The sequence below is a fragment of the Rhodococcus spelaei genome, from assembly GCF_006704125.1.
GTDB classification, from domain to species: Bacteria; Actinomycetota; Actinomycetes; order Mycobacteriales; family Mycobacteriaceae; genus Rhodococcus_G; species Rhodococcus_G spelaei.
Genome location: NZ_VIGH01000010.1, coordinates 134,587 through 159,966, shown reverse-complemented (window position 1 = coordinate 159,966; position 25,380 = coordinate 134,587). Strand labels below are relative to the sequence as shown.

Sequence of the window (25,380 nt, the reverse complement as noted above, 5' to 3'; positions counted from 1 at the left end):
GCCGTCAGGCCGGGAGGCGGGTGAAGTCCGGCTCCCGGCCCTGCGCGAAGGCGGTCAGTGCCTCGATGTTCGCGGGGCCGCCCATCAGTTCCGCGAAGCAGGCGTTCTCGCGTTCGCGGGCGGCGTCGATCTCGGCCCGCAGCGGCGCGGTCATGGTCCGCTTGACCGCGACGAGGCTCGAGATCGGCTTCGCGGCAAGAGCTTCGGCGTGCCGGCGGGCGGTGTCCATCAGCTCTTCCGGCTCGCACACCTGCCACACCAGGCCCATCTCCTTCGCCTGCGCGGCGTCGATCCACTCCGAGGACATCAGCACCCAGGCCGCGTTCTGCCTGCCGATCAGGCGCGGGAACAGGACGCTCGACGCGGCCTCGGGGGCGACGCCGAGGCCGGTGAACGGGCACTTGAGTCGGGCGGTGTTTGCCATGAACGCAAGGTCGGCGAAGCCGAGGACGGTCGCACCGATGCCGAGTCCGATGCCGTTGACCGCACAGATCAGCGGCTTGGGGAACTCGAGGAGTGCGTCGATCAGACCGGTGAAGCCGTGCTTGCCGGGCGTGAAGTCGGGATCGCTTGTGCGGGCGGCCATCTCGCGCAGGTCGGTGCCCGCGCTGAAGGCCCGACCGCTGCCGGTGAGCAGGACGACCGCCACGTCGGGGTCGGCGGCGGCATCGCGGAGTGCCTCGGTGGTGGCGTCGTAGAGCGCCTCGTTGAACGCGTTCAGCGCGTCGGGGCGGTCGAGGGTCAGCGTGCGGACGCGCTTGTCGTCGTCGATGCGGATGCTCATCACAGCATGCTAGGGCGGACGGCTGCGGCTGGACAAGTGTCTGGACTATGGTTCGGGCAGATGGTGGAATGCAACCGCAGCCGGGCCCGGATGCGCGTCCGGACGGGGAGGGTGTTTCTTCGATGAGTTCAGGTCCAGACAGCGGATTGGCCGGACGCGGCGCGGTGGTGACCGGATCGAGCCGGGGGATCGGTCGGGCGGTCGCGTTCGCACTCGCGGCCGAGGGCGCGGGCGTCGTGGTGAACGGACGCGACCCGGCGGCCGCCGAGCAGACCGCCGCGGACATCGTCGCGGCCGGCGGTCGCGCGGTCGCGGTGCCGGGATCGGCCGCGGCGGACGGCGTCGCGGAAGCGCTGGCGGACGCGGCGGTGCGGGCGTACGGATCGGTGGACGTCCTGGTCAACTGCGCGGGCGTCGCCGAGCCACCGGGATCGTCCATCCTCACCATCAGCGACGACCAGTGGCGCGAGCAGATCGACGCGCACCTGACGTCGACCTTCCGCACCTGCCGGGTGATGGCCCCGCTGATGGTCGAGCGCGGCGCCGGCGCCATCGTCAACACCAGCTCGTTCGCGTTCCTCGGCGACTACGGCGGCACGGGGTATCCGGCGGGGAAGGGGGCGGTCAACAGCCTGACCCTCGCCATCGCCGCGGAGCTGGCGCAGTCGGGCGTGCGGGCGAACGTCGTGTGCCCGGGCGCGTCGACCCGGTTGTCGGTCGGGGACGAGTACGTCCGGCACATCGAAGACCTGCATCGGCGTGGAATGCTCGACGACGCGATGCGGCACGGATCGCTCAATCCCGCTCCGGCCCAGTACGTCGCGACCCTGTACGCCTTCCTCGCCAGCGATCTGTCGGCCGGGGTGACCGGCGGCATCTTCGCCGGATCCGGCGGCTTCGTCGGCAGATTCGACCGGCAGACACCGGCGTTGGTGGCCTACCGCGACCACCTGACCGCCCCGCCGTGGACACTCGACGAGCTGGCCGGTCAGCTGAGCTGACGGTCGCGTGCGAGGCGTCCTCGCGAACTCGACTGTTCTTGAGCTGGACCGCTTTTCGCCATTTCGGCACCCGGGCCGCTCAGCCGCGCAGCGCGGACGCGAAGATCGCCGGCAGGCGAGTCCAGGACGGGTCGCCGGCGAACGCGGTCAACAGCCGTCCGGTGCCCGCGGCGGTCTTGTTGCCGACGAACCACGGCGGCTTCGGCGTGATCGACCATTCGCGGTGCATCAGCGACCGCGGGGACGGTCGGAACGGCCCGCGAACCACGGTGCGTTCCGGTCGGTCGATCAGCATCGCGTTGTGGACCACCCCGATACCGCTCTGCACGTCGGAGAGCGTGTGTCCCGGGAACGCACCCCAGGTTGCCGCGGCGGTGAGGAACCCGAAGCCGGTCCACGCGTTCACCGCGATGGTGCCGTAGCGAAGGAACTCGAGTAGCGCGTCGAATCGATCGCCCATCGCGTCGATGGTGCTGGGCTCGGCGATGATGTTGACTCCGAGCGTGCCGACGAACCGGTCGTTGACCACCTCGGCGGCCCGTGTCGCGAAATCCGTTCCGTCGTCCCGCAGTTCGATCACGCCGAGCACAGGCCCGAAGTACTCGGTCTGAAGCAGCGGGGCGAACTCGTCCGGCTGCAGGCCGGACACCAGAACCCGGCCGCCGTGCTCGCCCAACCGTTCGGCGCGCGGGTACGTCTCGGCGGCGCTGGCGACCCGGGCGTCGCTGCCGGGGTAGTAGGCGGGGCGGGCCGGGGCACGGTCGACTGCGGCGCGCAACGCGGCGAGGAACTCGTCCCGCTGCTCCCATTGCGCGGCCAGCACCACCACCTGCGCCGCGATGCAGTTGTAGCCGCCGTTGTGCAGGCGTTGGGTCGCGACGTGCTCGGCCTGGAACTCGAGATCTGCGCGGCTCCACTTACCGGGCAGGACGATGGTCGGCGACACCCCGCCCAGTTCACTGGTCATCCCCTTGTCGAGGAGCGGCTCGCCCGCGGCCTTGCGCCTGGCGCCCTCCTCGCCGGTGCCGAAGACGATCGCGTCGTGGGTGAGCGCGCTCCCCGTCATGTGCACGTGATCGACCAGCCGATGGCGGGTCAGGTACGTGCCGACGTCCGCGCCGCCGGTCAGCAGCCGGACCGCGCCGACCGCGATGAACGGCTCGAGCACCTTTGCGAAGACCGGCAGCATCCGGTCCATGATCGGGTTGAGCTTGAGGACGACGACGCGGTTGTGCGCGATCAGCTCGTACAGCACGTCGAGCGGGGCGATGGCGGTGATGTTGCCGGCGCCGAGGACGACGCCGACACCCTGGGTTCGGGTCGGGTCGAGCTGGGCGAGACCCGCCTCGCGCTGTGCCGTCGCACGATCGACGCCAGGCTGCAGCCACACGTCGGCACTGAATCCGCTGAGCAGCAGTCGGTCGAAGACGGTCATTGGTAGCGCGCGCACGGTGGTGCGCCCGCCGGGAGCGGTCCCGAAGGTTGCGTCGGCGAGCGGGCTGGCGCCGGATTCGAGTTTCGCGAGGCTTGCGGCCAATCCGGTCGTGGCCGTCGCCACGGGGTACGGACCAGACATCCATTCCTCGCCGACCAGTGCGGAATTCGGGTCGAGTCCCTTGACCGCCACCGCCGCATCCACCCATTCGTCGGCGTGTTCGACGGTGAGGTCGCGCACCCGGTCGAGCAGTCGCCGACGCCGGCCGAGGGACAGACCGGCCCACGTCTTCTCGCCCTCGACGAGGTCGGCCAGGGCCCGGTCGACCTCGGGGTAGCTGGTCTGGGCTTCGGGATCGCTCACGGCGGGCTCCATTCGATTCGTGGCGGGTGGGCCGCGCCCGCCGGACCTTCCACCGTGATCCTCGTCGCATCGGATGCCGTGCGCCATAGGCGACAACTGAAATCGCAGCTCCGGGGCCTGCACGCTATCCTTGGCCGGCGTGACGCCGCGGAGGTGAGGACGGATCCAGCGGTGTCGAGGGGAAAAACGTATCCGGGGGGATGACGTGGGGGCACTGGACGACGGCTGTGGCGAACTGCTGGCCGAGATCGACGCGTTCTACCAGGGGTTCGGCCAGCCCGACGCGCTGACGGCCGCACTGCGGTCGGCGCTGCTGCTCGTGCCGGTGACCGGCGACGACAGGCTGCTCACCAGCGATTACGGCGGGCTCACCTGGATCTGCGTCTTCACGAGCGAGGTCGCGTACGCCCGGTATCTGGCCGATCGCGGCGAGTTCGAGCATGGCGGGTTCCGCGCGTTGCTCGGCAGTCGCGTCGTGGACGAGCTGATTCCGGCGCTCGACCGCCCGGCGGGCGTCGTCGTCGATGTCGCCGGTGCGTCGCCGATGGCGTTCCCGCCAATGGAGGTCCGCGCGTGAGCGACGAACTCGGCGTCGACCCACAGGTACTCGCTCAGGCCGCCGCCGGGATCACCGCGATCACCGGCACGCTCGCCGAACTCGGGATCGGTGAGTCCGCCTCGCTCGGACGCGGGTTCTCGCTGCTGACGCTCTCGCCGTTGGAAGCCGGCAAGCAGGAGGTGCAGGGCGCGTTCGAGGAGTTCACCGAGCGCTGGTCGTGGGGAGTCCGGTACCTGGTGCGCGCCGCCAATGCCATCGCCGAGCAACTCGACCTCGACGCCGGCCGCTTCCACGAGATGGAGCAGACCCTCTCGAACACCCTCAAGACAGTCTGGACCAACGCGGTCGGCGATCCGCACCTCAGCGGCGACGAGATCGGGCAGCGCAGCTGGGCAGACACGGTCGCGGACAACCCGGTCAACCAGACCCTCCACCCCGACTACAGTTCGGAGTCCTTCCGGGCGGCGGCGGACAAGATCCAGGCCAACGCCGAGTCGTCCGCGCAGGCCATCACGGGGGCGGATCGATGAGTTGGCTCAGTGACACCTGGGACGACGCCACCGGTGCGATCAACGACGCCGGTGACTTCGTCGAGGACGCGCTCGAGTCCGGGGTCGAAAAGCTCGGGCAGGCAGTCGATGCGGGATTCGACGCCGCGGCGGGTGTCGCGCGAAACCTCGGCGCGGGCGGTGTCGCGGACGCGCTGACGAGCGCCGGAGACGAGATCGCCAGCCGCACCGGCGGCCCGGTCGACGAACTCGAACTCGAGCAGACGGACCAGCCGGACAAGCTGATTCGGGGTGAGCCGGGGGCGATCTCGGACGCCACCTCCACCCTCGCCGACCTGTCCCGCAGCATCGCCGACACCGGCCAGGCCCTCGCCACGATCGACGCGGCCGACTGGACCGGTTCCGCCGCAGACGCTTTCAACAGCGTGTACGACCAGCAACCCGGACTGTGGCGCGCCGCGGCGGACGCGATGACGGCGGCCGGACAGAGCCTCACGTCGTGGCGGTTCACGGTGGAGGCGGCGCAGGCCCGAGCCGCCGAGGCCGTCGCGATATGGAAACGGGCCGAGGCGGAGGAACTGGCGAAGAAGTCCGGGTACGCCGCGCTCAGCGCCGAGGCGCAGGCGGGCATCCCGCTCGTCGACACCTGGACGGCCATGCGGGAGGAGGCCCGCGAGATCCTCCGCGGCGCGCGCATCGACCGGGACGGCGGCGCCGGGCAGGTCGCCGAGTCGCTCGGTCGGGCGACGGCCGCGGCGCCCGAGGAACCGCCGTTCACGGCGCGGATGTTCGCCGACTACTCCGACACCATGGACGCACTGACCATGGGCGCCACCAACTTCACGTCGGGACTGGTGACCGGGCTCAGCGGGATCGTCGCGTTCGTGCGGGCGGTCGATCCGACGGACCGCTACAACATGACCCACCCCGCCGAGTACGCCGCGGCGATGTCCGACCTGTCGGCGGGCCTGGTGGCCGCGGCGACGAATCCCGGCGCGGTGGTGAGCGCGATGCTCACCGACATCCGCCGGCACCCCTTCGAGTTCGCGGGCAGCCTCACCGGTGACGCGATCCTGACCGCGGCCACGGGCGGCGCGGGCGGTGCCGTCGCCGGGGTACGCATGGGGGAGCGGGCCGCCGAGTTCGCCGTCGACGCGTCGCGGACCGCTCGGCTTGCCGACGGGCTGGTCGACGAGGGCAGTCACCTGCCGACGCGGCTGGAAACGTCAGCGCCGCACCCGGACTCGGGCGAACCGCACGGCGTCGACGCGCCGGGACCCGAGCCGCACGCCTCGCCCGCGGCGGCGGGCGACGGACAGTCGGCGCCGCATACCGACCAGCCGAACCCGGGCCCGCAGGAGCGGGCCGAGGCCGACGCGGGCGCCCATCGCACGGCCGAGGAGGCGGGCGTCGACAGTGACCGCACCAGCGGCCAGAACTGCGAGGATCGCGACCCGGTCGACGTGGCGACCGGCGAATTCCTGCTTCCCGACACCGATCTGACGCTGCCCGGCGTGCTGCCGCTGACACTTGCGCGGCGACACCGGTCCGACTACCGCTTCGGGCGCTGGTTCGGGCCGAGTTGGTCGGCGACCCTCGACCTGCGCGTGGTCGTCGAGCAGTCGGGCGTGACCTTCCTCGGCGAGGACGGGGTGATGCTCACCTACCCGCACCCGGAGGTCGGCGCCGAGGTGTTGCCGGCGGCCGGGCAACGCTGGCCGCTGACCCGGACGGAGGCGGGTGGCTACCGGGTGCACGACCCCGATCGCGACGTCACCTGGCACTTCGCCCCGAAGACCGAACTGGGTGGGCTCGACGGCGCGCTGGGCAACCTCGCGATCAGCGCGATTACGGACCGTCACCGCAACCGAATCCTCTTCCACTACGCGGCCGACGGCGCCCCGGTCGAGGTCGAGAACTCCGGGGGCTACCGCGTGCTGATCGACAGCAGCGGCGGCCGGATCACCCGACTGTCCGTGGTCGACGGGGACAGCGCCATCGTGGTCCGCCGGTTCGCGTACACCGGAGGGCATCTCACCGCCGTCACCAATGGCGACGCCGGTGTCACCCGCTACGGCTACGACGACGACGGGCGAATGCTGACCTGGCTGGACGCCAACGGCAACCGGATGACGAACACTTACGACGACCGCGGTCGCGTCGTCGTGCAGCGCGGCACCGACGGAATCCTCGACTCGACGTTCGACTACGCCGAGACCGCCGACGGCGCAGGACGAATCACCGCGGTCACCGACTCGACCGGTGCGGTCACCACCCACGGCTTCGACCGGGACCTGCGCCTGCGGGACCTGGTCGACCCCGCCGGTGGGCACACCCACACCGACTACAACTCCCGCCGCGAGCCCCTGCTGGTGCGCACCCCCGACGGCGCCACCACCCGCTACCTCTACACCTCGGACGGGGACGTCGCGCGGATCACCCGCCCGGACGGTCGTGTTATCGCGATTGACTACCGTGCGCCGAAACACCCCGTCGCCGTGCGCAATCCCGACGGATCCGTGCGCACCCAGGAATGGGACGACGACGGCAACCTCGCGACCACCGTCGACGAGGCCGGGGCACGCACCGAGTACGGCTACCACCCCGGCGGGTCCCTCGCTAGCGTCACCGGGCCGCACGGCGCCGCCACCTTCGTCGACTGTGACGGTGTGGGCCTGCCGGCGGCGGTCACCGACGCGCTGGGCGCGGTCACTCGCATCCGGCGGGACGGGTTCGGCCGACCGGTCGCGGTGACCGACCCGACCGGGGCGGTCACCGCGTACCGGTGGTCCGCCGAGGGGCGACTCGTCGAGCAGACCCACCCGGACGGGGCGGTGGAGGCGTGGGAGTACGACGGCGAGGGAAACCTGCTCGCTCACACGGACCCGCTCGGGGCGGTCACGACGCACGAGTACGGGGCGTTCGACCTGCCCGCCGCGCGCACCGATCCGGACGGTTCGGTGACCCGGTACTCCTGGGACACCGAGCGCAGGCTGGTCGCGGTGACCAATCCGCTCGGCGAGACGTGGACCTACCGGTACGACCGCGCCGGCAGGTTGATCGCCGAGACGGACTTCGGCGGCGCCACCACGACATACACGCACGACGCGATCGGACGGGTCGCGACGGCCACACCGGCGACGGGCGTCACCCGCCGCCACAGCTACGACGAACTGGGCCGGCTCACCGGCATTCGCGCCGACTCCGGCGAGTTCCTGGCGTTCGGCCACGACCCGGTCGGCCGGATGACGTCCGCGGTGTCCGGTGCGGCCGAGACCCCGGTCCACGCGATCGAATTCGGCTACACCGCCACCGGGCAGCTGCGCAGCCAGACCGTCGACGACCTGTCGGCCATGCGGTTCGAGCACGACGCAGCGGGTCGGCGAAGCCGGCGGTACTCGCCGAGCGGGGGAGACACCGGCTGGCGGTGGGACCCGTCCGGTCGGCTGGCGGCGCTCACCGCGGACGGTCACCACCTCGACTTCACCCACGACCCGCTCGGCGCGGTCACCGGCTGGAAGGTCGGAGAGCTCGCGGTCACCCGCAGCCACACGGCCCGTGGGCAACTCGCCGCGCAGACGGTCACCGCCCGCCCGGCACCAGTCCTGAATCTGGGCCTCGGTACGGATGGGGGTCCGGGGCCGGCGGTGTTGCGCCAGGACGTGTACGAGTACCGGCCCGACGGGTATCTGAGCAGTCACACCACCGTCCGCGGCGACGCGGCGGACCCGGATCGGGTGTTGCGCCGCGACTACGCCCTCGACCCGGTCGGGCGGGTCACCGCCCTCACCCGGAACTCCGGCGCGGTCGAGAGCTACACGTACGACCGGCTCGGAAACGTCGTGACGGCGGAGTCCGGGGCCGACCGGCGCGAGTACCGCGGCAACCGGCTGATCCGCGACGGTCGGCATCGCTACCGCTACGACGCGGCCGGTCGGCTGGTCCGCAAGACCACGACCCGGATCTCCCGGACCCCGGACGTCTGGCACTACCGCTACAACGCTTTCGACCAACTGGTCGGGGTGACCACACCGGACGGGCAGCGGTGGCGGTACACCTACGACGCGCTGGGGCGCCGGACGACGAAGGCGCGGCTTGGTGGCGACGGCGAGGTTGTCGAATCGACCCGGTACACCTGGGACGGAACACAACTCGTCGAGCAGACTCACGCCGGCACCACCACCCGCTGGAACTACCAGCCCGGCACCCACACCCCGCTGACGCAGGCGTCGAGCCAGGGGGAGGTGGACGTCGAGTTCTACGCGATCGTCACCGACCTCGTCGGCACGCCGGTCCAGCTGGTCGAACCCGGGGCCGCGGAGACCGTCGGGACGGCGGCGGCCTCGCTGTGGGGGCGGACCACCTGGCACGGCGAGGCCGGCACGCCGCTTCGGTTCCCCGGTCAGTACTTCGACAACGAGACCGGGCTGCACTACAACCTGCACCGCTACTACGACCCCGGCACCGCGCGGTACGTCACGCAGGACCCGCTGGGGCTGGCGCCGTCACCGAATCCCAATGCGTACCCGCACAATCCGACAGTGTGGACCGATCCGTTGGGGTTGGTGCCGGAGGCGTGTGGGAGTGGAACCACCACCGATGTCAGCGCTACGGTCAACCAGGTCGAGCAAATCGATCCTCGACCAGTCAAGCCAGAGCACGCGCTCGACAGGTGGAACGATTTCTTGGGGCCTGGCGAGCACACCGCAACGAACCCACGGACTGGGATGCCGGATCCGGACCGGATAACTTCCGCGGACGGCAGTCGCAGCATTCGATTTGGCGGGCACGAGATGAACAGCAGTCCAACGAAGTTTCACTATCATGAGGAGGTGTGGTCGTTCTCGCCCGTTGCCAACTCCTGGAGTCTTGACAATACAGTTGTGCGAGTGCCATTTCCGAAGGGAGCCTGGTAGTGCTGATTACTCTGAGATCTCCTGCGCGGACCCCTGGCGATGAGGTCGTAGTGCGGGCCGACGGCGGAGACTGGAGGGCAATCTGGCGCGGGGCGTCGAGCGTTGACGGTGGCGCAACTCTGGATGTCGAGGTAGAGGTTACGGATCCGGTCTCGTGGGGCGGGGTAGATGTTGCGCAAGATGGTGTTGCGGGCATCTCGGGGAAAAGGGGAACCGCTACGGTCTGTGGTCAGGTGATGAGCGTGGCGGATGACGGTGTTGTTGCACTCGATGTTCGACCAGGTCTTCTTCTGGTCGAATTCGATGGCGTTAGACCTTTGATTCGGGTCGGTGACTTCATCACGTTCGATGCGGGAGAGCTCTTGATCTATCCAACTGGAGTTTAGTCACGACCTCCGGGGAGGTGTAGGAGTGAGCCGACCGGATATTGAGGTAGACATTGCGGGCGCCGACCTTGCGGACCGCACCTGGGGCGGAACACAACTCGTTGAGCGGACTCACGCAGGTATCACCACCAGGTGGATCTACCAGCCCGGCACCCACACCCCACTGACGCAGGCGGCGAGGGTCGTACTACCTGGCACGGCGAGGCCGGCACGCCGCTTCGGTTCCCCGGTCAGTACTTCGACGACGAGACCGGGCTGCACTACAACCTGCACCGCTACTACGACCCCGGCACCGCGCGGTACGTCACCCAGGACCCGCTGGGGTTGGCGCCGTCACCGAATCCCAGTGCGTACCCGCACAATCCGACGGGGTGGACCGATCCGTTGGGGTTGGTGCCGGAAGCTTGCGGGGGAGGGGCACCGACCGCGATTGTCGACAACGGCAAGTATGACTACCTATTCGGAAATGTCGACTCGAATCAGCACAATGCGGATCGATCTGCGCAGAATGCGGAGCAGTTGGCACGGATAGGAATCCACGATACGGCCGCTGGGCGTGCACTCCTGCAGGAACACTTCGACGGCGTCGTATCAACGAATGAGAACATCCTTCGGACGTTCTCAACAGAGTATGGGCAGTTCCAGATTCGCGAGTCGCTACTGTCAGGTCCAGGTGGCTTCCTGAAGCTAGAGTCCACTTGGCAGCCAACGTCAGATGGACTTCGACTCACCACAGTCATCCCGCGGGGTGGAGGATAATGTCATATCAGCAGTTCGAAATACCGACCGTCGAAGAGTTGGCGCAGATCGACCGCATGGAGGTTGAGTCGGTCGCAGGGGAACCCGGAACGGTGGTAGTCCGGTCATCGACGTCTGATGGAGAGAGTTTCGAGCTAGTTGCGGACCCACTCGGTCGTTCGATCAGCTTCGTGTGGTGTATCGGAGAACGTCCGATTCTTGAGGTATTTCGAGAGGGTGCCACGAGACTCGGGTTCGCTGAAGACGGCGACCGTCTCGAGATTCGGGTGGAATTCGCTGGCTCTGATCTTGGGGGACAGTTCCATATTTCTGTTGGATCCGAGATCCTCGTAAAGGATTCTCTTCTCTTTCGATGACCGGCCTCGCAGCCGCGGTCTCTCGTGCACCGCTCAGAACTGCATGTGTCGCCACGGACTGTCGGGATGCCCGGTCAGGATCCGGTGACCGTCGAAGACCCGTTGGTAGTAGGAGTTGTAGCCATCGTCATCGAGCCGGATGACTCGGCCGAGAATGTAGCTGGCGGAGAACTCCTGCCAGGACACGTATTTCGCTCGGGCAAGCGTCGAGGCTCGGAGGATGCACTGTTCCGCGACGACGGATCCACAGTATTCGGCGAGGAATCCCCACCGCGCCATGTTCACCGCACGCCCGTAGTCGTAGGCCAGCATGGACGTGACGAAGCCTTCGGGTGGGATCAGGCCGTCGGCGCGAAACCGAGACTCGTACCTGCCGACGCGCTGGGCGATGCTCCGACACTGCTTCTCGACCTCGGCGCTGTGTCCGCTCGTCCGGCACCACTGCGTGATGCAGTCGAGCCACTGCGACATCGAGATCGATTCCACTCCCCACTGCTGCCGCGCGGTCATTCGGATCGCCAGGACCACCTCGCCGTCACCGCCGATGTTGCGGCCGGCGAGGAGGTCTTGCATCGCCTTCTCCCAGTCGGGTCGGTCGGTGATGCTCCACGATCGAGAAAGCGCCGCGGGCAGCTTCCGGGCTCGGATCGGATCCCGTGAGACAGTTCCACGGGTAGCCGTTGTGGACGGCGAGGTGTGCGCCGCACGCGAATCCGTGCGCCAGCGGGCCGTAGAACGGGCCGCTGGGTTCATGGACAAGTCGATCAGTGTGGTTGCAGACCGGGCCTGACATTGGCGGAATTCTTCCAGGTCCGGTCCGCAAGCCAATGGTGGGTAGGGCCTCCATGTGTCCGACCTGCCCTCGATCGGCGCGACACTTGCCCTACCCTTGCGCCATGGGAGCCTCAGCCATGCAACCCCGCCGCCACCTTCGGGTGGTGCCCACCGAGCCGGAGGCGCTGCGCACCTTCATCGATCAGGCCGCCGATCCGGACGAAGTCCGATCACGCCTCCTGCAGCAGTTTGTCCGGCGCCGGCGGGACGCGGTGGGCTACCGGCTCCGGATCGAGTTGGACGGCATCACTCCAGTCATCTGGAGGCAACTCGTGGTGCCGTCGAACCTGACGCTCGACGCACTGCATCCGTTGCTGCAGGCGGTGATGGGCTGGAGTGACTATCACCTCCACCAGTGGGCCCGCGTGAATCCCCAGGATCCAGACGACCGTGTGACGTACGCGATGCGGGCAAGCATCGAGGACAGTTTCGCCGACGAGGACGACGACGTATGCGAGGAGGATGTGCGCCTGGACGAGGTCCTCACCGAGCCCGGGAATACCCTGCAGTACGAGTACGACTTCGGCGACGGCTGGGAACACACCCTCGTCCTGGAGGAGATCGTCGAGGACCCGGCAGCGAGCGGGGTCGAGTGCCTCGCCGGTCAGCGAGCCTGCCCTCCGGAGGACTGCGGGGGCGCGTCCGGTTACGAACACCTGCTCCAGGTGCTCGCCGAGCCCGCACACCCGGACTACCAGGAACTGCGGGACTGGGTGGGCCCCGACTTCACGCCGGAGGCCTTCGATCTCGATGCGGTGAACACTGCGCTGCAGCTGCGGGATGCACTTCGGCGGCACCCGCCCGTGCTCGACTCGCAGCTGGCGGGGTTGTTGACGCGCATCCCGTATCGGACTGCGCCACTGCTGTATTCGCTGATTCCCCGCGCCGAGCTACAGGACCGCGCTGACCTGAATTTCGACGAAATGCGGGCGAGTGCCCTCGCACACCTGCGATGGTTACTGCAGCGCGTCGGCGCCGACGGCATCACGTTGACCGCGTCCGGATACCTCCCACCTGTCGACGTCGCGGCCGCCCGAGACGAGCTCGACTGGGGCGGGAGCTGGATCGGGAACAGCACCCGTGAGGTCGACAACTACCAGGTTCAGGTGCTGCGAGAGGCCGGGCGTGCGTTCGGGTTGACCCGAAGGTACAAGGGCAGGCTTCTGCTGACGAAGCGGGGGGCGTCGATGCTGCGCCGGGACGACGAGCTGTGGCACCACGTGGTGACGACGCTGCCGCTCGGCAAGGAACGCGTCGAGCAGGAGGCCGGCCGAATCCTGCTGCTCACCGTGGCGGGCGGCGCGTCGGTCAACGAGCGCCGCGCGATCATGGTCGAGGCGTTGACGGTCCTGGGTTGGCGCAACGGCGACGGCAGCCCACTCTCCCCGTCCGACGCAACCTGGGCCGCCGAGCCGACCTTGGCATTCCTCAGGATGATTGGGGCGTTGGTCGACAACTACCGTCAGCCCGACGCGCCCGCGGATCCCGATTGGGCGCGCGGGTTCACCCGCATGGCGTTGTCGATGTAGTTCGCGTGCCGTGACGTCACGCCGGCGGCACAGCCCGCAATTCCCGCTTGAGCAGCTTGCCGCTCTGATTGCGCGGGAGGGACTCGACGAACCGAACCTGCTTGGGCACCTTGAACGGTGCGATCCGCTCCTTCACGTGCGCGATCAGCGACTCCGCCGTGACTCCGTCGTGGTCCTCGCGCAGCACCACCACCGCGGTGACCGCCTCGATCCACTTCTCGTCCGGCGTGCCGACGACCGCGACCTCGGCGACCGCCGGATGGGTGTAGATCGCGTCCTCGACTTCCCGTGAGGCGACGAGGATTCCGCCGGTGTTGATGACGTCCTTGATCCGGTCCACCACGGTGATGAAGCCCTCCGCGTCCCGCGTCACCAGGTCGCCCGAGTGGAACCAGCCGTCGCGGAAGGCGTCCGCGGTCGCCTCCGGGTTCTCCCAGTAGCCCTGGCACAGCTGCGGAGACCGGTACAGCACCTCGCCCGCTTCGCCGTCGGGCACGTCGTTGCCCTCGGCGTCCACCACGCGGGTCTCCACGAAGAACACAGCGCGACCGCAGGAGGACGGCCGGTCGCGGTGCTCGTCGGGTTGCAGCACGGTGGCGAGTGGGCCGATCTCGGACTGCCCGAAACAGTTGTAGAACCCCAGGTCGGGGTACTTCTCCCGCAGTCGATTGAGCACGGTCACCGGCATGATCGACGCGCCGTACTGCGCCTTGCGCAGCGACGACAGGTCGCGGGCGTCGAGGTCCGGATGTGCCGCCAGCGGCACCCACACCGTCGGCGCGAGGAACAGCGACCCGATCCGGTCCGCCTCGATGCGTCGCAGGATCTCCGGAATGTCCGGCGCCGCCATCAGATTCACCGTCGCGCCGACCGAGAGGTAGGGGAGCAGGAAGACGTGCATGCCCGCCGAGTGGTACAGCGGCATGCAGATCAGCGGGTTGTCGTCGGCGGCCAGGTCGAGCGCGATCACCGAGGACACGTACTCGTGCACCAGCGCGCCGTGAGTCATCATGGCGCCCTTGGGCTTCGAGGTGGTGCCCGAGGTGTACAGCAGCTGTGCCAGGTCGGTCGACCCGGGTGCGGTCTGCAGATCCGGGATCGGACCGTTGCCGGCGACGTCGAGCAGGGATCCGCCGGCGTCGCGCAGGGGCAGCACGTGCTCGACCGTCAGGTCGGGCAGCACGGAATCCAGGGTGCCCGCGAGCGCCGGGTCCACCAGCACGGCCCGCGCCCCCGACTGCGAGACCAGGTAGCGCAGCTCGTCGCCCGTGAGGGCGTAGTTCACCGGCACGTGCACCAAACCCGCACGGGCACAGGCGAGGAAGCCGATCGCATAGGCGTCGGAGTTGGTGCCGTACGCGGCGACCCGATCGCCCGCCTCGAGCCCCAGCGACAGCAGGTGGCCGGCGGCGCGGGTGACCGCGTCGTCGAGCCGTCGGTAGCTCCAGTCGCGGCCGTCGAAGGTCAGCGCAGTGCGGTCGGGGTACTTGGCGGCCGAGCGGCGGAGCACTCCGTCGACGGTGTTGGTGCGCGGGTCCGGGCTCATGTTGGCCAGGTTATAGGACGTCCAAGTATCACGGGCGGCTTCGCCGCCCGTGAGTCCTTCTGGTCCGCCAGGGGGCCAGAAGGACTCACGGGCGCGAAGCGCCTACCGCCGCGCGAACACCGCGGGCTCGCTGCCCGGCACCTGCCCGACCTGCCCGCGGGCGACGAGGTGCCGCAGGTGCGCAGCCGCCTCGGACAGTGCCATGCCCTTGGCCATCGGGTGGAACTTCTCCCACGGCCGGTACCACTTCATCCTCCGGGCGACCTCCCACACGGTGATCTCGTCGTCGCCGAACGCGTCGAGCAGGTGGGTGAGGCGCTCCTCGTGGTGCTCGATCAGCTCGCCCGCGCGGCCGGCGACGTCGTCGATCGGCAGCCCGTGCGCGCCGAGGCCGCGGGTGACGTCCATCGACTGCACGCGGCGCAGCGAGTCCAGGAACTCGGCCAGGGCGTCGCGCTCCTCGAGGGGGTAGACGAAGTTGCCGACGTGCGGGGTGGTCTTCTGCAGCACGTGGTCGCCGGTGAACATCACGTCGGCGTCCTCGAGGTAGAAGCACGCGTGGCCGGGGGTGTGGCCGGGGGTGAACACCACCCGCAGCCCGCGTCCGGTCAGCGCGATCAGCTCGTCGTCGGCCAGCACCCGGTCGGGCGTCGACTCGGGGCCAACCGGGGACTTGCCGTCGGACGCGGCCCGGAACGCGTCCAGGTCCTCCTGGGCCGCGCCGGCACGGGTCAGGTTCACCTGCTGATCCGCCATCCACTCCTCGCCGTGGTCCGCCGACATCTTCGCGAACATGTCCATGTCGTCGGCGTGCATCGCGATCCACGCCCCGGACGCCTCCCGCACCCGCCCGCACAGCCCGGTGTGGTCGGGGTGGAAGTGGGTGAGCACCACGCCCTCGACCTCGGTGATCGAGTGCCCGACCGACTCGAGTCCGCTGGTCAGGCCCTCCCAGCCCTCGTCGCCGTCCCAACCGGCGTCGACCAGGACCAGTCCGCCCGGCGACTCCATCGCGTACACGAGGGTGCTGCCGAGGGGGTTGTGCGTCATGGGCACGGAAATCTGGAAGATGCCATCGCCGATGGCCGTTGCGTCGGACATTGGGTACCTCAGTCACTAGTGGAATAAGTCAACTCTTTGCAATCATCATTACCGCATCGCCGCACGTCCTGCAGGCCTGGGTCCCGCCGAGCGGGCGTCGGGCCGCTCCGCACGCGTTCTGGCTCCGTCTCAACCCGCTGCACGCACAGCGGGGCGAGACGGCGGCAGCGGGGGTGTGCAGGACTATGGCGACGCCCCCGTGTCGGTCCCGGGTGAGACGATGGCCGCCTCGCATAGTGATAGTCCTGAACCGATCGCCGCCGACAGTGACGACAAGGGGGAGCCGTGCTGACGCTGCACCGCGCCGAGCGCACCGACACCCTGGCCGTCGCGTTGGCCGGAGTGCTCGCAACGCCGCTGCCGGATCCCTTCGCGCGCGAGGTGATCGCGGTGCCCGCCAAGGGCGTCGAACGCTGGCTCACCCAACGCCTCTCGCACACGCTCGGCGCGGTCGTCGGGGACGGGGTCGCCGCGAACATCGAATTCCCCTCGCCGACAAGGCTGGTCGACGGCGCGCTCGCCGCGGCCACCGGAACGGGAATCGACGACGATCCGTGGCAGCCCGCCCGCCTGCTGTGGACGTTGCTGTCGGTGATCGACGACAGCCTCGACGAGCCGTGGTGCGCGGTCCTGGCCCGACATCTCGGCCGCGGCGTCGACGGCGATCACCGCGCGGGCCGCCGCTACGGCACCGCGGCGCACCTGGCCGAGCTGTACCGCGCGTACGCCGCGCAGCGCCCGTCGATGCTGGTGGACTGGGCTGCCGAACGCGACACGGACGGTGCCGGCGGCCCGCTCGACGAGGACCTGCGCTGGCAGTCGCAGCTGTGGCGACGGCTGCGCGAGCGGATCGGCGTCCCCAGCCCGGCGGAACGCCTCGACGCCGCGTGCGCGCGGCTGCGCGCCGAGCCCGGACTGGTCGACCTGCCCGCCCGACTGTCCCTGTTCGGTCCGACGCGGCTGACCACCGACCAGCTCGCGGTCCTGGCGGCACTGGGCGCGAACCGCGATGTGCACCTGTGGATTCCGCATCCCAGCCCGGCGATGTGGACCGCGCTCGCGGCGGTGCCGACGCCCGCGACCCGCGCCGACGACGACCGCGCGCTGGCCGTCGCGCACCCCCTGCTCGCCGGCCTCGCCCGCGACGTGCGGGAACTGCAGGCCCGACTGTCCGGGCTCGAGCTCACCGCCGTCCACCACGACGCGGCGCCGCCCCCGGGCACCCTGCTCGGGAGGCTGCAGGCCGACATCGCCGCCGACCGCGCGCCCGCCCGCACCGGCCCGGTCGACGACACCGTCCAGATCCACTCCTGCCACGGACCGGCCCGACAGGTCGAGGAACTGCGCGAGTCGCTGCTGCACCTGTTCCAGGACGACCCGGGCCTCGAGCCGCGGGACGTGCTGGTCATGTGCCCCGACGTCGAGGCCTACGCCCCGCTGATCCGGGCGGCGTTCGGGCAGGACGCGCTCGGGCACCCCGGGCATCGGCTGCGGGTGCGGCTCGCCGACCGCGCACTGCATCAGACCAATCCGGTTCTCGCCGTGGTCGGTTCGCTGCTGGAGCTCGCCGATGGCCGCGTCACCGCCAGCCAGGTCCTCGACCTCGTCGCGACCGCCCCGGTTCGCCGCCGCTTCCGGTTCGACGAGGACGATGTCGAACGCATCCGCGAGTGGACCACCGCCGCGGGCGCACGCTGGGGGATCGGGCGGCGCCAACGGGCCGCGTTCGGGCTCGACGGCTTCGCGCAGAACACTTTCGCCGCCGCGCTCGACCGGATCCTGCTCGGCACCGCCGCCGACGAATCCGACAGTGCCTGGCTCGATCTCGCGCTGCCGCTCGACGACGTGGACAGCACCGACATCGACCTCGCCGGTCGGTTCGCCGAGTTCGTCGACCGCCTCGACGTCGCGCTGCGCGGCCTCGCCGGACCGCAACCGGTGCCGGCGTGGTCGGCGGGGTTGGCCCGGGCCCTCGACCTGCTCGTCGACACGGTCCCCGCGGACTCCTGGCAACTCGGTCAGGCCCTGCGGGAGGTGGCCGCGGCCGTCGAGCACGCAGGCGAGTCGACGCTGCGCCTGCCGGACGTGCGCGCGATGCTGGCGGCGCGGCTCGCGGGCCGGCCGACCCGCGCCAACTTCCGCACCGGCGAGCTGACCGTGTGCACCATGGTCCCGATGCGGTCGGTTCCGCACCGCGTGGTGATCCTGCTCGGCCTCGACGACGAGGTGTTCCCGCGCTCGGCGGGCGTCGACGGCGACAACGTGCTGACCCGCACTCCGCTTCTCGGGGAACGTGATCCGCGCAGCGAGGACCGGCAGCTGCTGCTGGACGCGATCATGTCCGCGAGCGAGAAGCTGCTGCTGTTCTACACCGGGTCGGACCCGGTCACCGGAGCGACGAGGCCGCCCGCGATCCCGCTCAGCGAGCTCCGCGACATGGTCGAGGCGATGGTCGGGCCCGAGGGGATCGGGTCGGTCGTGACGCGGCACCCCCTGCAGCCGTTCGACGCCCGCAACTTCCGACCCGAGGTGCCGCGCAGCTTCGACCTCGCCGCGCTGGCCGGCGCCAAGGCCGCGCAGCACCCGGTGCCCGCCGACACCCGTTTCCTGGCACGACCACTCGCGCCCCCGCCGATGGACACAGATGTGGACCTGGCGGACCTGATCGCGTTCCTCGTGCACCCCACCCGCGGGTTCCTGCGCCAGCGCCTCGGCATGACGGTCCCCGAACTCGACGAGGACCTCGCCGACGCCCTCGACGTGGAACTGGACCCGCTCGCGCGCTGGGACCTCGGGCAGCGGATGCTCGACGCCCGACTGTCCGGCACCGAGCTGGCCGACTTCCGGTCCGCGGAGTGGCGACGCGGCACCCTGCCGCCGTTCCACCTCGGCGAGACCGCGCTCGGCGGCGTCGAGCAGGCCGTCGAGACACTGGTCGCGGTGAGCCGCGGGGTGCACACCGGGCCGCCCGAGACCGTCGACGTGGACGTCGATCTCGGCTCCGGGCGCCGGCTCACAGGGACGGTCGGCGGGGTGCACGGCGCCGTCATCGCCCGCACTTCCTACTCGCGGCTCGCCCCCAAGCACCGACTCGAGGCGTGGGCGCAACTGCTGGCGGTCGCGGCGTCGGCTCATGCGGACCGCGGCGAGTGGCGGGCGGTGACCACCGGCCGCGGCCAGTTCAGCAGGCCCGCCTGGCGGTCCACGCTCACCGCGCCCGCGGACGCCCTCGCGCAGCTGCAGGCCCTGGTCGCCCTCCGCGACCGCGGACTACACGCCCCGCTGCCCGTCGCCACCGGCGCGTCCGCCGTCTACGCCGAACGCCGCGCCGGCGGGGCCAGCGTCGAGATGGCCCTCGACGCGGCCGCGAAGGAGTGGGGTGGCGACTTCGGTGACGGCAAGGACCGGCACATCGGCTACGTCTACGGGGCCGCGCCCGCGCTGGGTGCGCTCACCGCGGAAGCGGCCGCCGGCGACGAGGAGACGCGCTTCGGCGTGGAAGCCCGGCAGCTGTGGGACCCGCTGCTCGACGCGGAAGTGCAGGGCCAACCGTGACCGAGACTCGCACCTTCGACCTGTGCGGCCCGCTGCCGCACGGCACCACCGTGCTCGAGGCCAGCGCCGGCACCGGCAAGACCTACGCCATCGTGGGCCTGGCCGCCCGGTTCGTCGCCGAGGCCGGAGTGGACCTCGCCGACCTGCTGCTGGTGACGTTCAGCCGCGCCGCGACCAAGGAATTGCGCGAACGCACGCGGCAGCGGTTCGCCTCCGCCGCAGCGGCATTGGCGGACCCGGAGGCAGCCCGGCGCAGCGCCGAACCGTTGATCGCGCACCTGGCCGACGCCCACGACGACGAGGTCGCGGCGCGCCGGCGTCGACTGCTGCAGTCGCTGTCGGACTTCGACGCCGCCACCATCGTCACCACGCACAGCTTCTGCCAGCGGGTCCTCGACGGGCTCGGCGTCGCCGGTGAACGCGACCCCGACGCGGTGCTCGTGGAGGAGGCCGACGACCTGGTCACCGAGGTGATCGGCGACCTGTACCTGCGCGACTACGGCCGCTCGCCCGCGCTGCTCGGACCCGCCGACGCCCGCAAGGCGGCCAAGGCCGCGGTCTTCGACGGGCAGGCGATCCTCGCGCCGGAGGACGCCGACGGGACCGAGGCGGGGGAGGCGGTCGAGTTCGCGACCGCGGTCCGCGCCGAGGTGCTGCGCCGCAAGCGGGCCACCGGCGTCCGCGACTTCGACGACCTGCCGCTGCTGCTTCACGGGGTGCTCGCCGACCCCGAGCACGGCGACGCGGCGTGCCGCCGGATCCGGGAGCACTACCGGGTGGTGCTCGTCGACGAGTTCCAGGACACCGACCCGCTGCAGTGGGACATCCTGCGCCGCACCTTCCACGGCGACCGAGGAGCAGACACCCGCGCGCTGGTGCTGGTCGGCGACCCGAAGCAGGCCATCTACGCGTTCCGCGGCGCCGAGGTGCTCGCCTACCTGGACGCGGTCCGGTCCGCGGACAGCCACCAGGAACTGACCACCAACTGGCGCAGCGACCGCCCGGTGATCGACGCGCTGGCCCACCTGCACGGCGGTGCCGCGCTCGGCCACCCCGACATCGTGGTGCACCCGGTCGGGGCGAACCACCCGACGTCGCGGCTGCCCAGCCTGCCGCCACTGCGCCTGCGTTACCTGCCCCGCGCCGGCGCGGGACCCGTTGGCAGGTCCGGGTTCCCGTCGGTCGGGCCGCTGCGCGGCCGGGTCGCCGCAGACCTCGCCGCGGACGTCGTCGCGCTGCTGCGCCGCGGCGACCCGCTCGACCTCGGGGCCGGCCCGCGGCCCGTCGCGCCCGGCGACATCGCGGTCCTGGTGCGCACCAACGCGCAGATCACTCTCGTCCACGACGCCCTCGACCGCGCCGGGGTCCCGTCGGTGCTCGCGGGCGGGGCCAGCGTGTTCACCACCGCCGCCGCGCGGGACTGGCTGTGGGTGCTGCAGGCGATCGAGCAGCCGCACCGCGCCGCGCGGGTCCGGCTCGCCGCGCTCACCCCGCTGCTCGGGCACACCGCAACGGTGCTCGACGAACGCGGCGACGACGTGGTCGCCGACGTCGGGGCGCGGCTGCGCGAGCTGTCCGCGGTGTTCGCGCAGTCGGGGTTCGCCGCGCTGTTCGAAAGGCTCTCGGCGGCAGGGGAGTTGGAGGCGCGACTGCTGGCCGTGCACGGTGGCGAACGCACGCTCACCGACCTGCGGCACGTCGCGCAGCTGCTCAACGCCGTCGCGGTGGACGAGTCGTTGGGTCTGACGGCGCTCACGCGGTGGCTGACCGAACGGATGAAGGACCCCACCTCCGGGGTGGTGGACCGCAGCCGCCGGCTCGACAGCGACGCCGCCGCCGTGCAGATCGCGACCGTGCACGCCAGCAAGGGCCTCGAGTACCCGATCGTGTACCTGCCGTTCGGATGGGACGCGGCGAAGAAGTCGGTGCCCGACCGGCTGCTGCTGCACGACGACGACAACCGGCGCATCCTCGACGTCGGCGGGCAGGGCAGCCCCGGATACGCGCAGCGCAAGAAGAAGCACGAGACGGAGGAGGCGGGCGAGGAGCTGCGCCTGCTGTACGTCGCGCTGACCCGGGCGAAATGCCACCTGGTGCTGTGGTGGGCGCCGAGCTTCTCGACCTCCGGGTCGCCGCTGCACCGGATGCTGCTCGGCCGCAGGCCCGGCGAGCTGGCCGTGCCGCTGCGGTCGGGGGTGCCCGCCGATCCGGTTGTCGCCGAACAACTCTCCGACTGGGCCGCGTCGGCCGGCGACGTCGCGACGGTGGAGGCGGTCGGGGCGGACCCGATCGTCGGCGAGGAGTGGGTCCCGCAGTCCGGGGAGGCCGGGGAGCTCGCGGCCGCGCGGTTCGACCGGGTGCTCGACTTCCGCTGGCGCCGCACCTCCTACTCGGCGCTGACCGCGTCGGCGCACGACGCGCACGCCCTCGCCGCGTCCGGCGTCGGCAGCGAGGTCGAGGACGCGGGCAAGGACGACGAACCCGACGAGCCGCCGCTGCGCCTGCCCGACGACTCCGGGATCGCGTCGCCGATGAACGGGCTGCCCGCCGGCGCGGTGTTCGGCACCCTCGTGCACGCAGTGCTCGAGATCGTCGACACCGCCGCCGCGGATCTCGACGCGGAGCTGCTGCGGTGCTGCCGCGAGGCGACGACCGGCCAACTGTCCTCGGTGGACCCCGAGCAGCTGGCGGTCGGGTTGGCACCGGTGCTGCGCACCCCGCTCGGGTCGGACGCCGGCACCCTCGCCGACATCGCGCCCGCGGACCGGTTGCCGGAACTCGAGTTCGAACTCCCGCTGGCCGGCGGCGACGCGCCCGCGGTCGAGGTGCTGCTCGGGGCGGTCGCGGGACTGCTGCGCACGCACCTGCCCACCGACGACGTGCTCGCCGGGTACGCGGACCGGCTCGCCACGCTCGAGCCGACGCCGCTGCGCGGCTACCTGACCGGCAGCATCGACGCGGTGCTGCGCCTGCCCGGGCCGCGTTTCGTGGTGGTGGACTACAAGACCAACCGGCTCGCGCCGGGGGACGTCACGACCGCCGACTACACCCGCGGGGCGATGGCCGAGGAGATGATGCGCTCGCACTACCCCTTGCAGTCGTTGCTGTATTCGGTTGCGCTGCACCGGTACCTGCGCTGGCGGCTGCCCGGATACGACCCGGCGCGGCACCTCGGCGGTGCGCAGTACCTGTTCGTGCGCGGCATGGTCGGACCCGACACCCCGGCCGGCTGCGGCGTGTTCGACTGGCACCCGCCTGCCGCGCTGGTGACCGAGCTGTCGGACCTGCTCGCCGGCCGGGTTCCACTACCGGAGGTGACGGCGTGACGGACGTGCGGGTGGCGCAGCGCGGCAAGGGTGTGCTGCGCGAGTTCAACGAGGCGCGGGTGCTGACCGCGGCGGACGTGCATGTCGCGCTGCGGCTCTCGGCGCTGAGCGGTGAGCGGTCGGAGGAGGTCCTCCTCGCCACCGCGCTGGCGGTGCGGGCGGTGCGGTCGGGCTCGGTGTGCCTGGAACTGGGCCGGATGCGCGAGGTCACCGTCGACGAGACGCCCGGCGAGGACGCGGTCCCGGTGGACCTCGACGCGCTGCCCTGGCCCGAGGACGCGGCGGTCGCGGCGGCGCTGCGGGTGAGCCCGCTGGTGGTCGGCGGCGCCGCCGGACCGCTGCGCCCGCTGCGACTGGTCGACACCGACGACGGCGGGCTGCTGTACCTGGAGCGCTACTTCCGGCAGGAGGAGACGATCCGGCGGGTGCTCGACGAGCGGGCGGCGCGGCGCCCGGCGGTCGACGAGGACGCGCTGACGCGGGGTCTCACGGAGCTGTTCCTCGACGGCGACGGCCGGGCGTCGGCGGCCCCGGACCGGCAACGGATCGCGGCGGCGGTCGCCGCGACGCATGCGACCTCGGTGATCGCGGGCGGTCCGGGCACCGGCAAGACCCACACGGTCGCACGGATTCTCGCGCTGCTCGCGCGCCAGCCCGGCCCGGCGCCGCGGATCGGGCTCGCCGCACCGACCGGCAAGGCGGCGGCGAGGCTGCAGGAGTCGGTGCGCGAACAGGCCCCGTCGCTCGGCCTGTCCACGGACCTGAGCGCGATGACGCTGCACCGCATGCTCGGCTGGCAGCGCGGCGGCAGGTTCCGATACAACGCGACGAACCACCTGCCCTACGACGCGATCGTGGTCGACGAGACGTCGATGGTGTCGCTGACGATGATGTGCCGACTGCTCGAGGCGCTGCGCCCCGACACCCGGCTGGTGCTGGTCGGCGACCCCGACCAGCTGACCTCCGTGGACGCCGGCGCGGTGCTCGCCGACCTGGTGGCGCGGCCGGTGCGCGGCACAGCGAACCCGGCGCTGGCGCGGGTGGTCGGCGCCGACCTCGACGCCGCGGACGACCCCGCCGAGGCGGCGCTGAGCGCGAGCGAGCGGGACCGGTTGCGCGGCGGCGTGATTCGCCTCAGTCGCGGCAGGCGGTTCGGCGGCGCGATCGCGGAACTGGCGGTCGCGGTGCGCGAGGGCGACGCGGACGCGGCGCTGGAGATCCTGCGCAGCGGCGACGAGCAGGTCTCCTTCGTGGCCGAGGACGAGCTGTCGGGACTGCGGGCAGACGTGGTGGCCTCGGCGGTCGCGGTGACCGAGTCGGCGGAGGCCGGGGATGTGGCCGAGGCGGTGCGGCGATCGGAATCGCACCGGCTGCTGTGCGCGCACCGGGACGGTCCGTACGGGGCGAGCTGGTGGGCGCGGCAGGCGATCGAGTGGGTGGGGCAGGCGTCCGGGCAGCGTCTCGACCCCGAGCACTGGTACCCGGGCCAGCCGCTGCTGGTGACCGCGAACGACCACGAGGCGCGAATCTACAACGGCGACACCGGAGTCGTGGTTCGCCGCGCGGACGGGAGTCTTGCCGCCGCGTTCGCGCGCGGGCAGGAGCCCGTCCTTCTGCACCTGAGCAACCTGTCCGCGGTGCAGACCGTGTACGCGATGACGATCCACCGCAGCCAGGGCAGTCAGTACGACACGGTGTCGGTGGTGTTGCCGGGGGAGGAGTCGGCGCTGCTGACGCGGGAGTTGCTGTACACGGCGATCACCCGGGCCCGCATTCACGTGCGGATCGTCGGGAGCGAGGCGGCGGTGCGGGCCGGGGTGGGGCGGCGGGTGTCGCGGGCGAGCGGGTTGCGGCGCGGGTAGACCGGCGGCGACGCGGTCAGTTCGCGGCGGCTTCGCGCAGTTGTCGGAGCGACTCGCCGGAGGTCCCGAGCGCGGCGACGATCGCGCTCCACGAGTAGCCGGCGTCCCTGGCCGCGGCGAGGCTGTCGGCGAGGTCCTTCTCGGCCTGGGCGTGGGCGCGCGCGGCGGCGCGGAGGATCGCGAGCGGTGTGGGCTCCAGATCGTCGGCGTCGGTCGCGTCGGGCGCCTCGCTGGGCTCGACTGCGTCGACCGCCTCGGTTGCGTCGCTCGGTTCGCTCGCGTCGGTTGCGTCCGTCGCGTCGGTTGCCACGCTCTCCTCACACGCGTCGCCCAGCTCAGCCAGCTCGGTCTCGTCTGTCGGCGTGCTCTCGAAGCGTTTGGCGAACTCGGCGGCGTGGTCGAAGATCTCTTGGGTGGTTCGGGTCATCGGGGCACCTCGGGTACAGGGGTCGGACAGGGGGTTCTCGGCGAGACGATCACGCTCGCGTGGTGGGACCGTGGCATCGGCGGGCGCGGGTCTGCGTGCTGCTCAGCCGGCGCAGTGCTGGTGTCGGCGTCG

General features: G+C 71.0%; 16 protein-coding genes. 10 read left to right on the top strand and 6 right to left on the bottom strand.

Annotation, left to right across the window (positions count from 1 at the left end; translation table 11 throughout):
• Window positions 1–4 precede the first annotated feature (4 nt).
• Window positions 5–784, bottom strand: a complete 780-nt coding sequence (locus FK531_RS20535; RefSeq protein ID WP_142102773.1) for an enoyl-CoA hydratase/isomerase family protein — start codon at window positions 782–784, stop codon at window positions 5–7.
• A gap of 122 nt (window positions 785–906) precedes the next feature.
• Between FK531_RS20535 and FK531_RS20530 the strand changes: the two genes are divergently transcribed.
• Window positions 907–1,785: an SDR family NAD(P)-dependent oxidoreductase gene (locus tag FK531_RS20530; RefSeq protein WP_142102771.1), complete on the top strand. Its 879-nt coding sequence runs from the start codon at window positions 907–909 to the stop codon at window positions 1,783–1,785.
• A gap of 79 nt (window positions 1,786–1,864) precedes the next feature.
• On the opposite strand, the gene FK531_RS20525 is transcribed toward FK531_RS20530, so the two are convergent.
• Entirely contained in the window at window positions 1,865–3,595 is a 1,731-nt protein-coding gene (locus tag FK531_RS20525) for an aldehyde dehydrogenase family protein (protein WP_142102769.1), read from the bottom strand.
• A 193-nt stretch (window positions 3,596–3,788) separates the two neighbouring features.
• Between FK531_RS20525 and FK531_RS20520 the strand changes: the two genes are divergently transcribed.
• The 5 genes from FK531_RS20520 to FK531_RS20500 all read left to right on the top strand — a co-directional run bounded on the left by FK531_RS20520 (window position 3,789) and on the right by FK531_RS20500 (window position 10,712).
• Window positions 3,789–4,160 (top strand): SseB family protein, encoded by a 372-nt coding sequence (locus FK531_RS20520; RefSeq protein WP_142102768.1) that lies wholly within the window; start codon window positions 3,789–3,791, stop codon window positions 4,158–4,160.
• On the top strand, window positions 4,157–4,672 hold the full coding sequence (locus FK531_RS20515; RefSeq protein WP_142102766.1) for a hypothetical protein: 516 nt from the start codon (window positions 4,157–4,159) through the stop codon (window positions 4,670–4,672). Before FK531_RS20520 ends, FK531_RS20515 begins: the two co-directional genes overlap by 4 nt.
• Complete coding sequence (locus tag FK531_RS20510) at window positions 4,669–9,567, top strand: putative T7SS-secreted protein (protein WP_142102765.1); 4,899 nt, start codon at window positions 4,669–4,671, stop codon at window positions 9,565–9,567. Before FK531_RS20515 ends, FK531_RS20510 begins: the two co-directional genes overlap by 4 nt.
• Entirely contained in the window at window positions 9,567–9,953 is a 387-nt protein-coding gene (locus FK531_RS20505; RefSeq protein ID WP_142102763.1) for a hypothetical protein, read from the top strand. Before FK531_RS20510 ends, FK531_RS20505 begins: the two co-directional genes overlap by 1 nt.
• A 132-nt stretch (window positions 9,954–10,085) precedes the next feature.
• Window positions 10,086–10,712, top strand: a complete 627-nt coding sequence (locus FK531_RS20500) for an RHS repeat-associated core domain-containing protein (RefSeq protein WP_181763054.1) — start codon at window positions 10,086–10,088, stop codon at window positions 10,710–10,712.
• Window positions 10,713–11,101: 389 nt separating this feature from the next.
• Here the strand turns inward: FK531_RS20500 and FK531_RS20495 are convergent, their stop codons facing one another.
• Window positions 11,102–11,821: a DUF1266 domain-containing protein gene (locus FK531_RS20495; protein WP_142102761.1), complete on the bottom strand. Its 720-nt coding sequence runs from the start codon at window positions 11,819–11,821 to the stop codon at window positions 11,102–11,104.
• Between the two features lie 143 nt (window positions 11,822–11,964).
• On the opposite strand from FK531_RS20495, the gene FK531_RS20490 reads away from it, so the two are divergent.
• Complete coding sequence (locus tag FK531_RS20490; RefSeq protein WP_246098294.1) at window positions 11,965–13,431, top strand: plasmid pRiA4b ORF-3 family protein; 1,467 nt, start codon at window positions 11,965–11,967, stop codon at window positions 13,429–13,431.
• A gap of 16 nt (window positions 13,432–13,447) precedes the next feature.
• Here FK531_RS20490 and FK531_RS20485 read toward each other — a convergent pair whose 3' ends face one another.
• A complete protein-coding gene (locus FK531_RS20485) occupies window positions 13,448–14,977 on the bottom strand; it encodes an acyl-CoA synthetase (protein WP_142102759.1) in 1,530 nt (509 codons plus the stop codon).
• A gap of 102 nt (window positions 14,978–15,079) precedes the next feature.
• Window positions 15,080–16,078, bottom strand: a complete 999-nt coding sequence (locus FK531_RS20480; protein ID WP_142102757.1) for an MBL fold metallo-hydrolase — start codon at window positions 16,076–16,078, stop codon at window positions 15,080–15,082.
• A gap of 285 nt (window positions 16,079–16,363) precedes the next feature.
• Between FK531_RS20480 and recC the strand changes: the two genes are divergently transcribed.
• From recC to recD, 3 genes are read left to right on the top strand one after another with little or no spacing between them, the layout of a single operon-like run.
• On the top strand, window positions 16,364–19,633 hold the full coding sequence (gene recC, locus FK531_RS20475; protein WP_142102755.1) for an exodeoxyribonuclease V subunit gamma: 3,270 nt from the start codon (window positions 16,364–16,366) through the stop codon (window positions 19,631–19,633).
• Entirely contained in the window at window positions 19,630–22,959 is a 3,330-nt protein-coding gene (locus tag FK531_RS20470; RefSeq protein ID WP_246098293.1) for a UvrD-helicase domain-containing protein, read from the top strand. The genes recC and FK531_RS20470 overlap by 4 nt, the downstream gene beginning before the upstream one ends.
• Window positions 22,956–24,821, top strand: a complete 1,866-nt coding sequence (gene recD, locus FK531_RS20465; protein WP_142102752.1) for an exodeoxyribonuclease V subunit alpha — start codon at window positions 22,956–22,958, stop codon at window positions 24,819–24,821. Before FK531_RS20470 ends, recD begins: the two co-directional genes overlap by 4 nt.
• A gap of 16 nt (window positions 24,822–24,837) precedes the next feature.
• Here recD and FK531_RS20460 read toward each other — a convergent pair whose 3' ends face one another.
• On the bottom strand, window positions 24,838–25,248 hold the full coding sequence (locus FK531_RS20460) for a hypothetical protein (RefSeq protein WP_142102750.1): 411 nt from the start codon (window positions 25,246–25,248) through the stop codon (window positions 24,838–24,840).
• Between the last annotated feature and the right edge of the window lie 132 nt (window positions 25,249–25,380).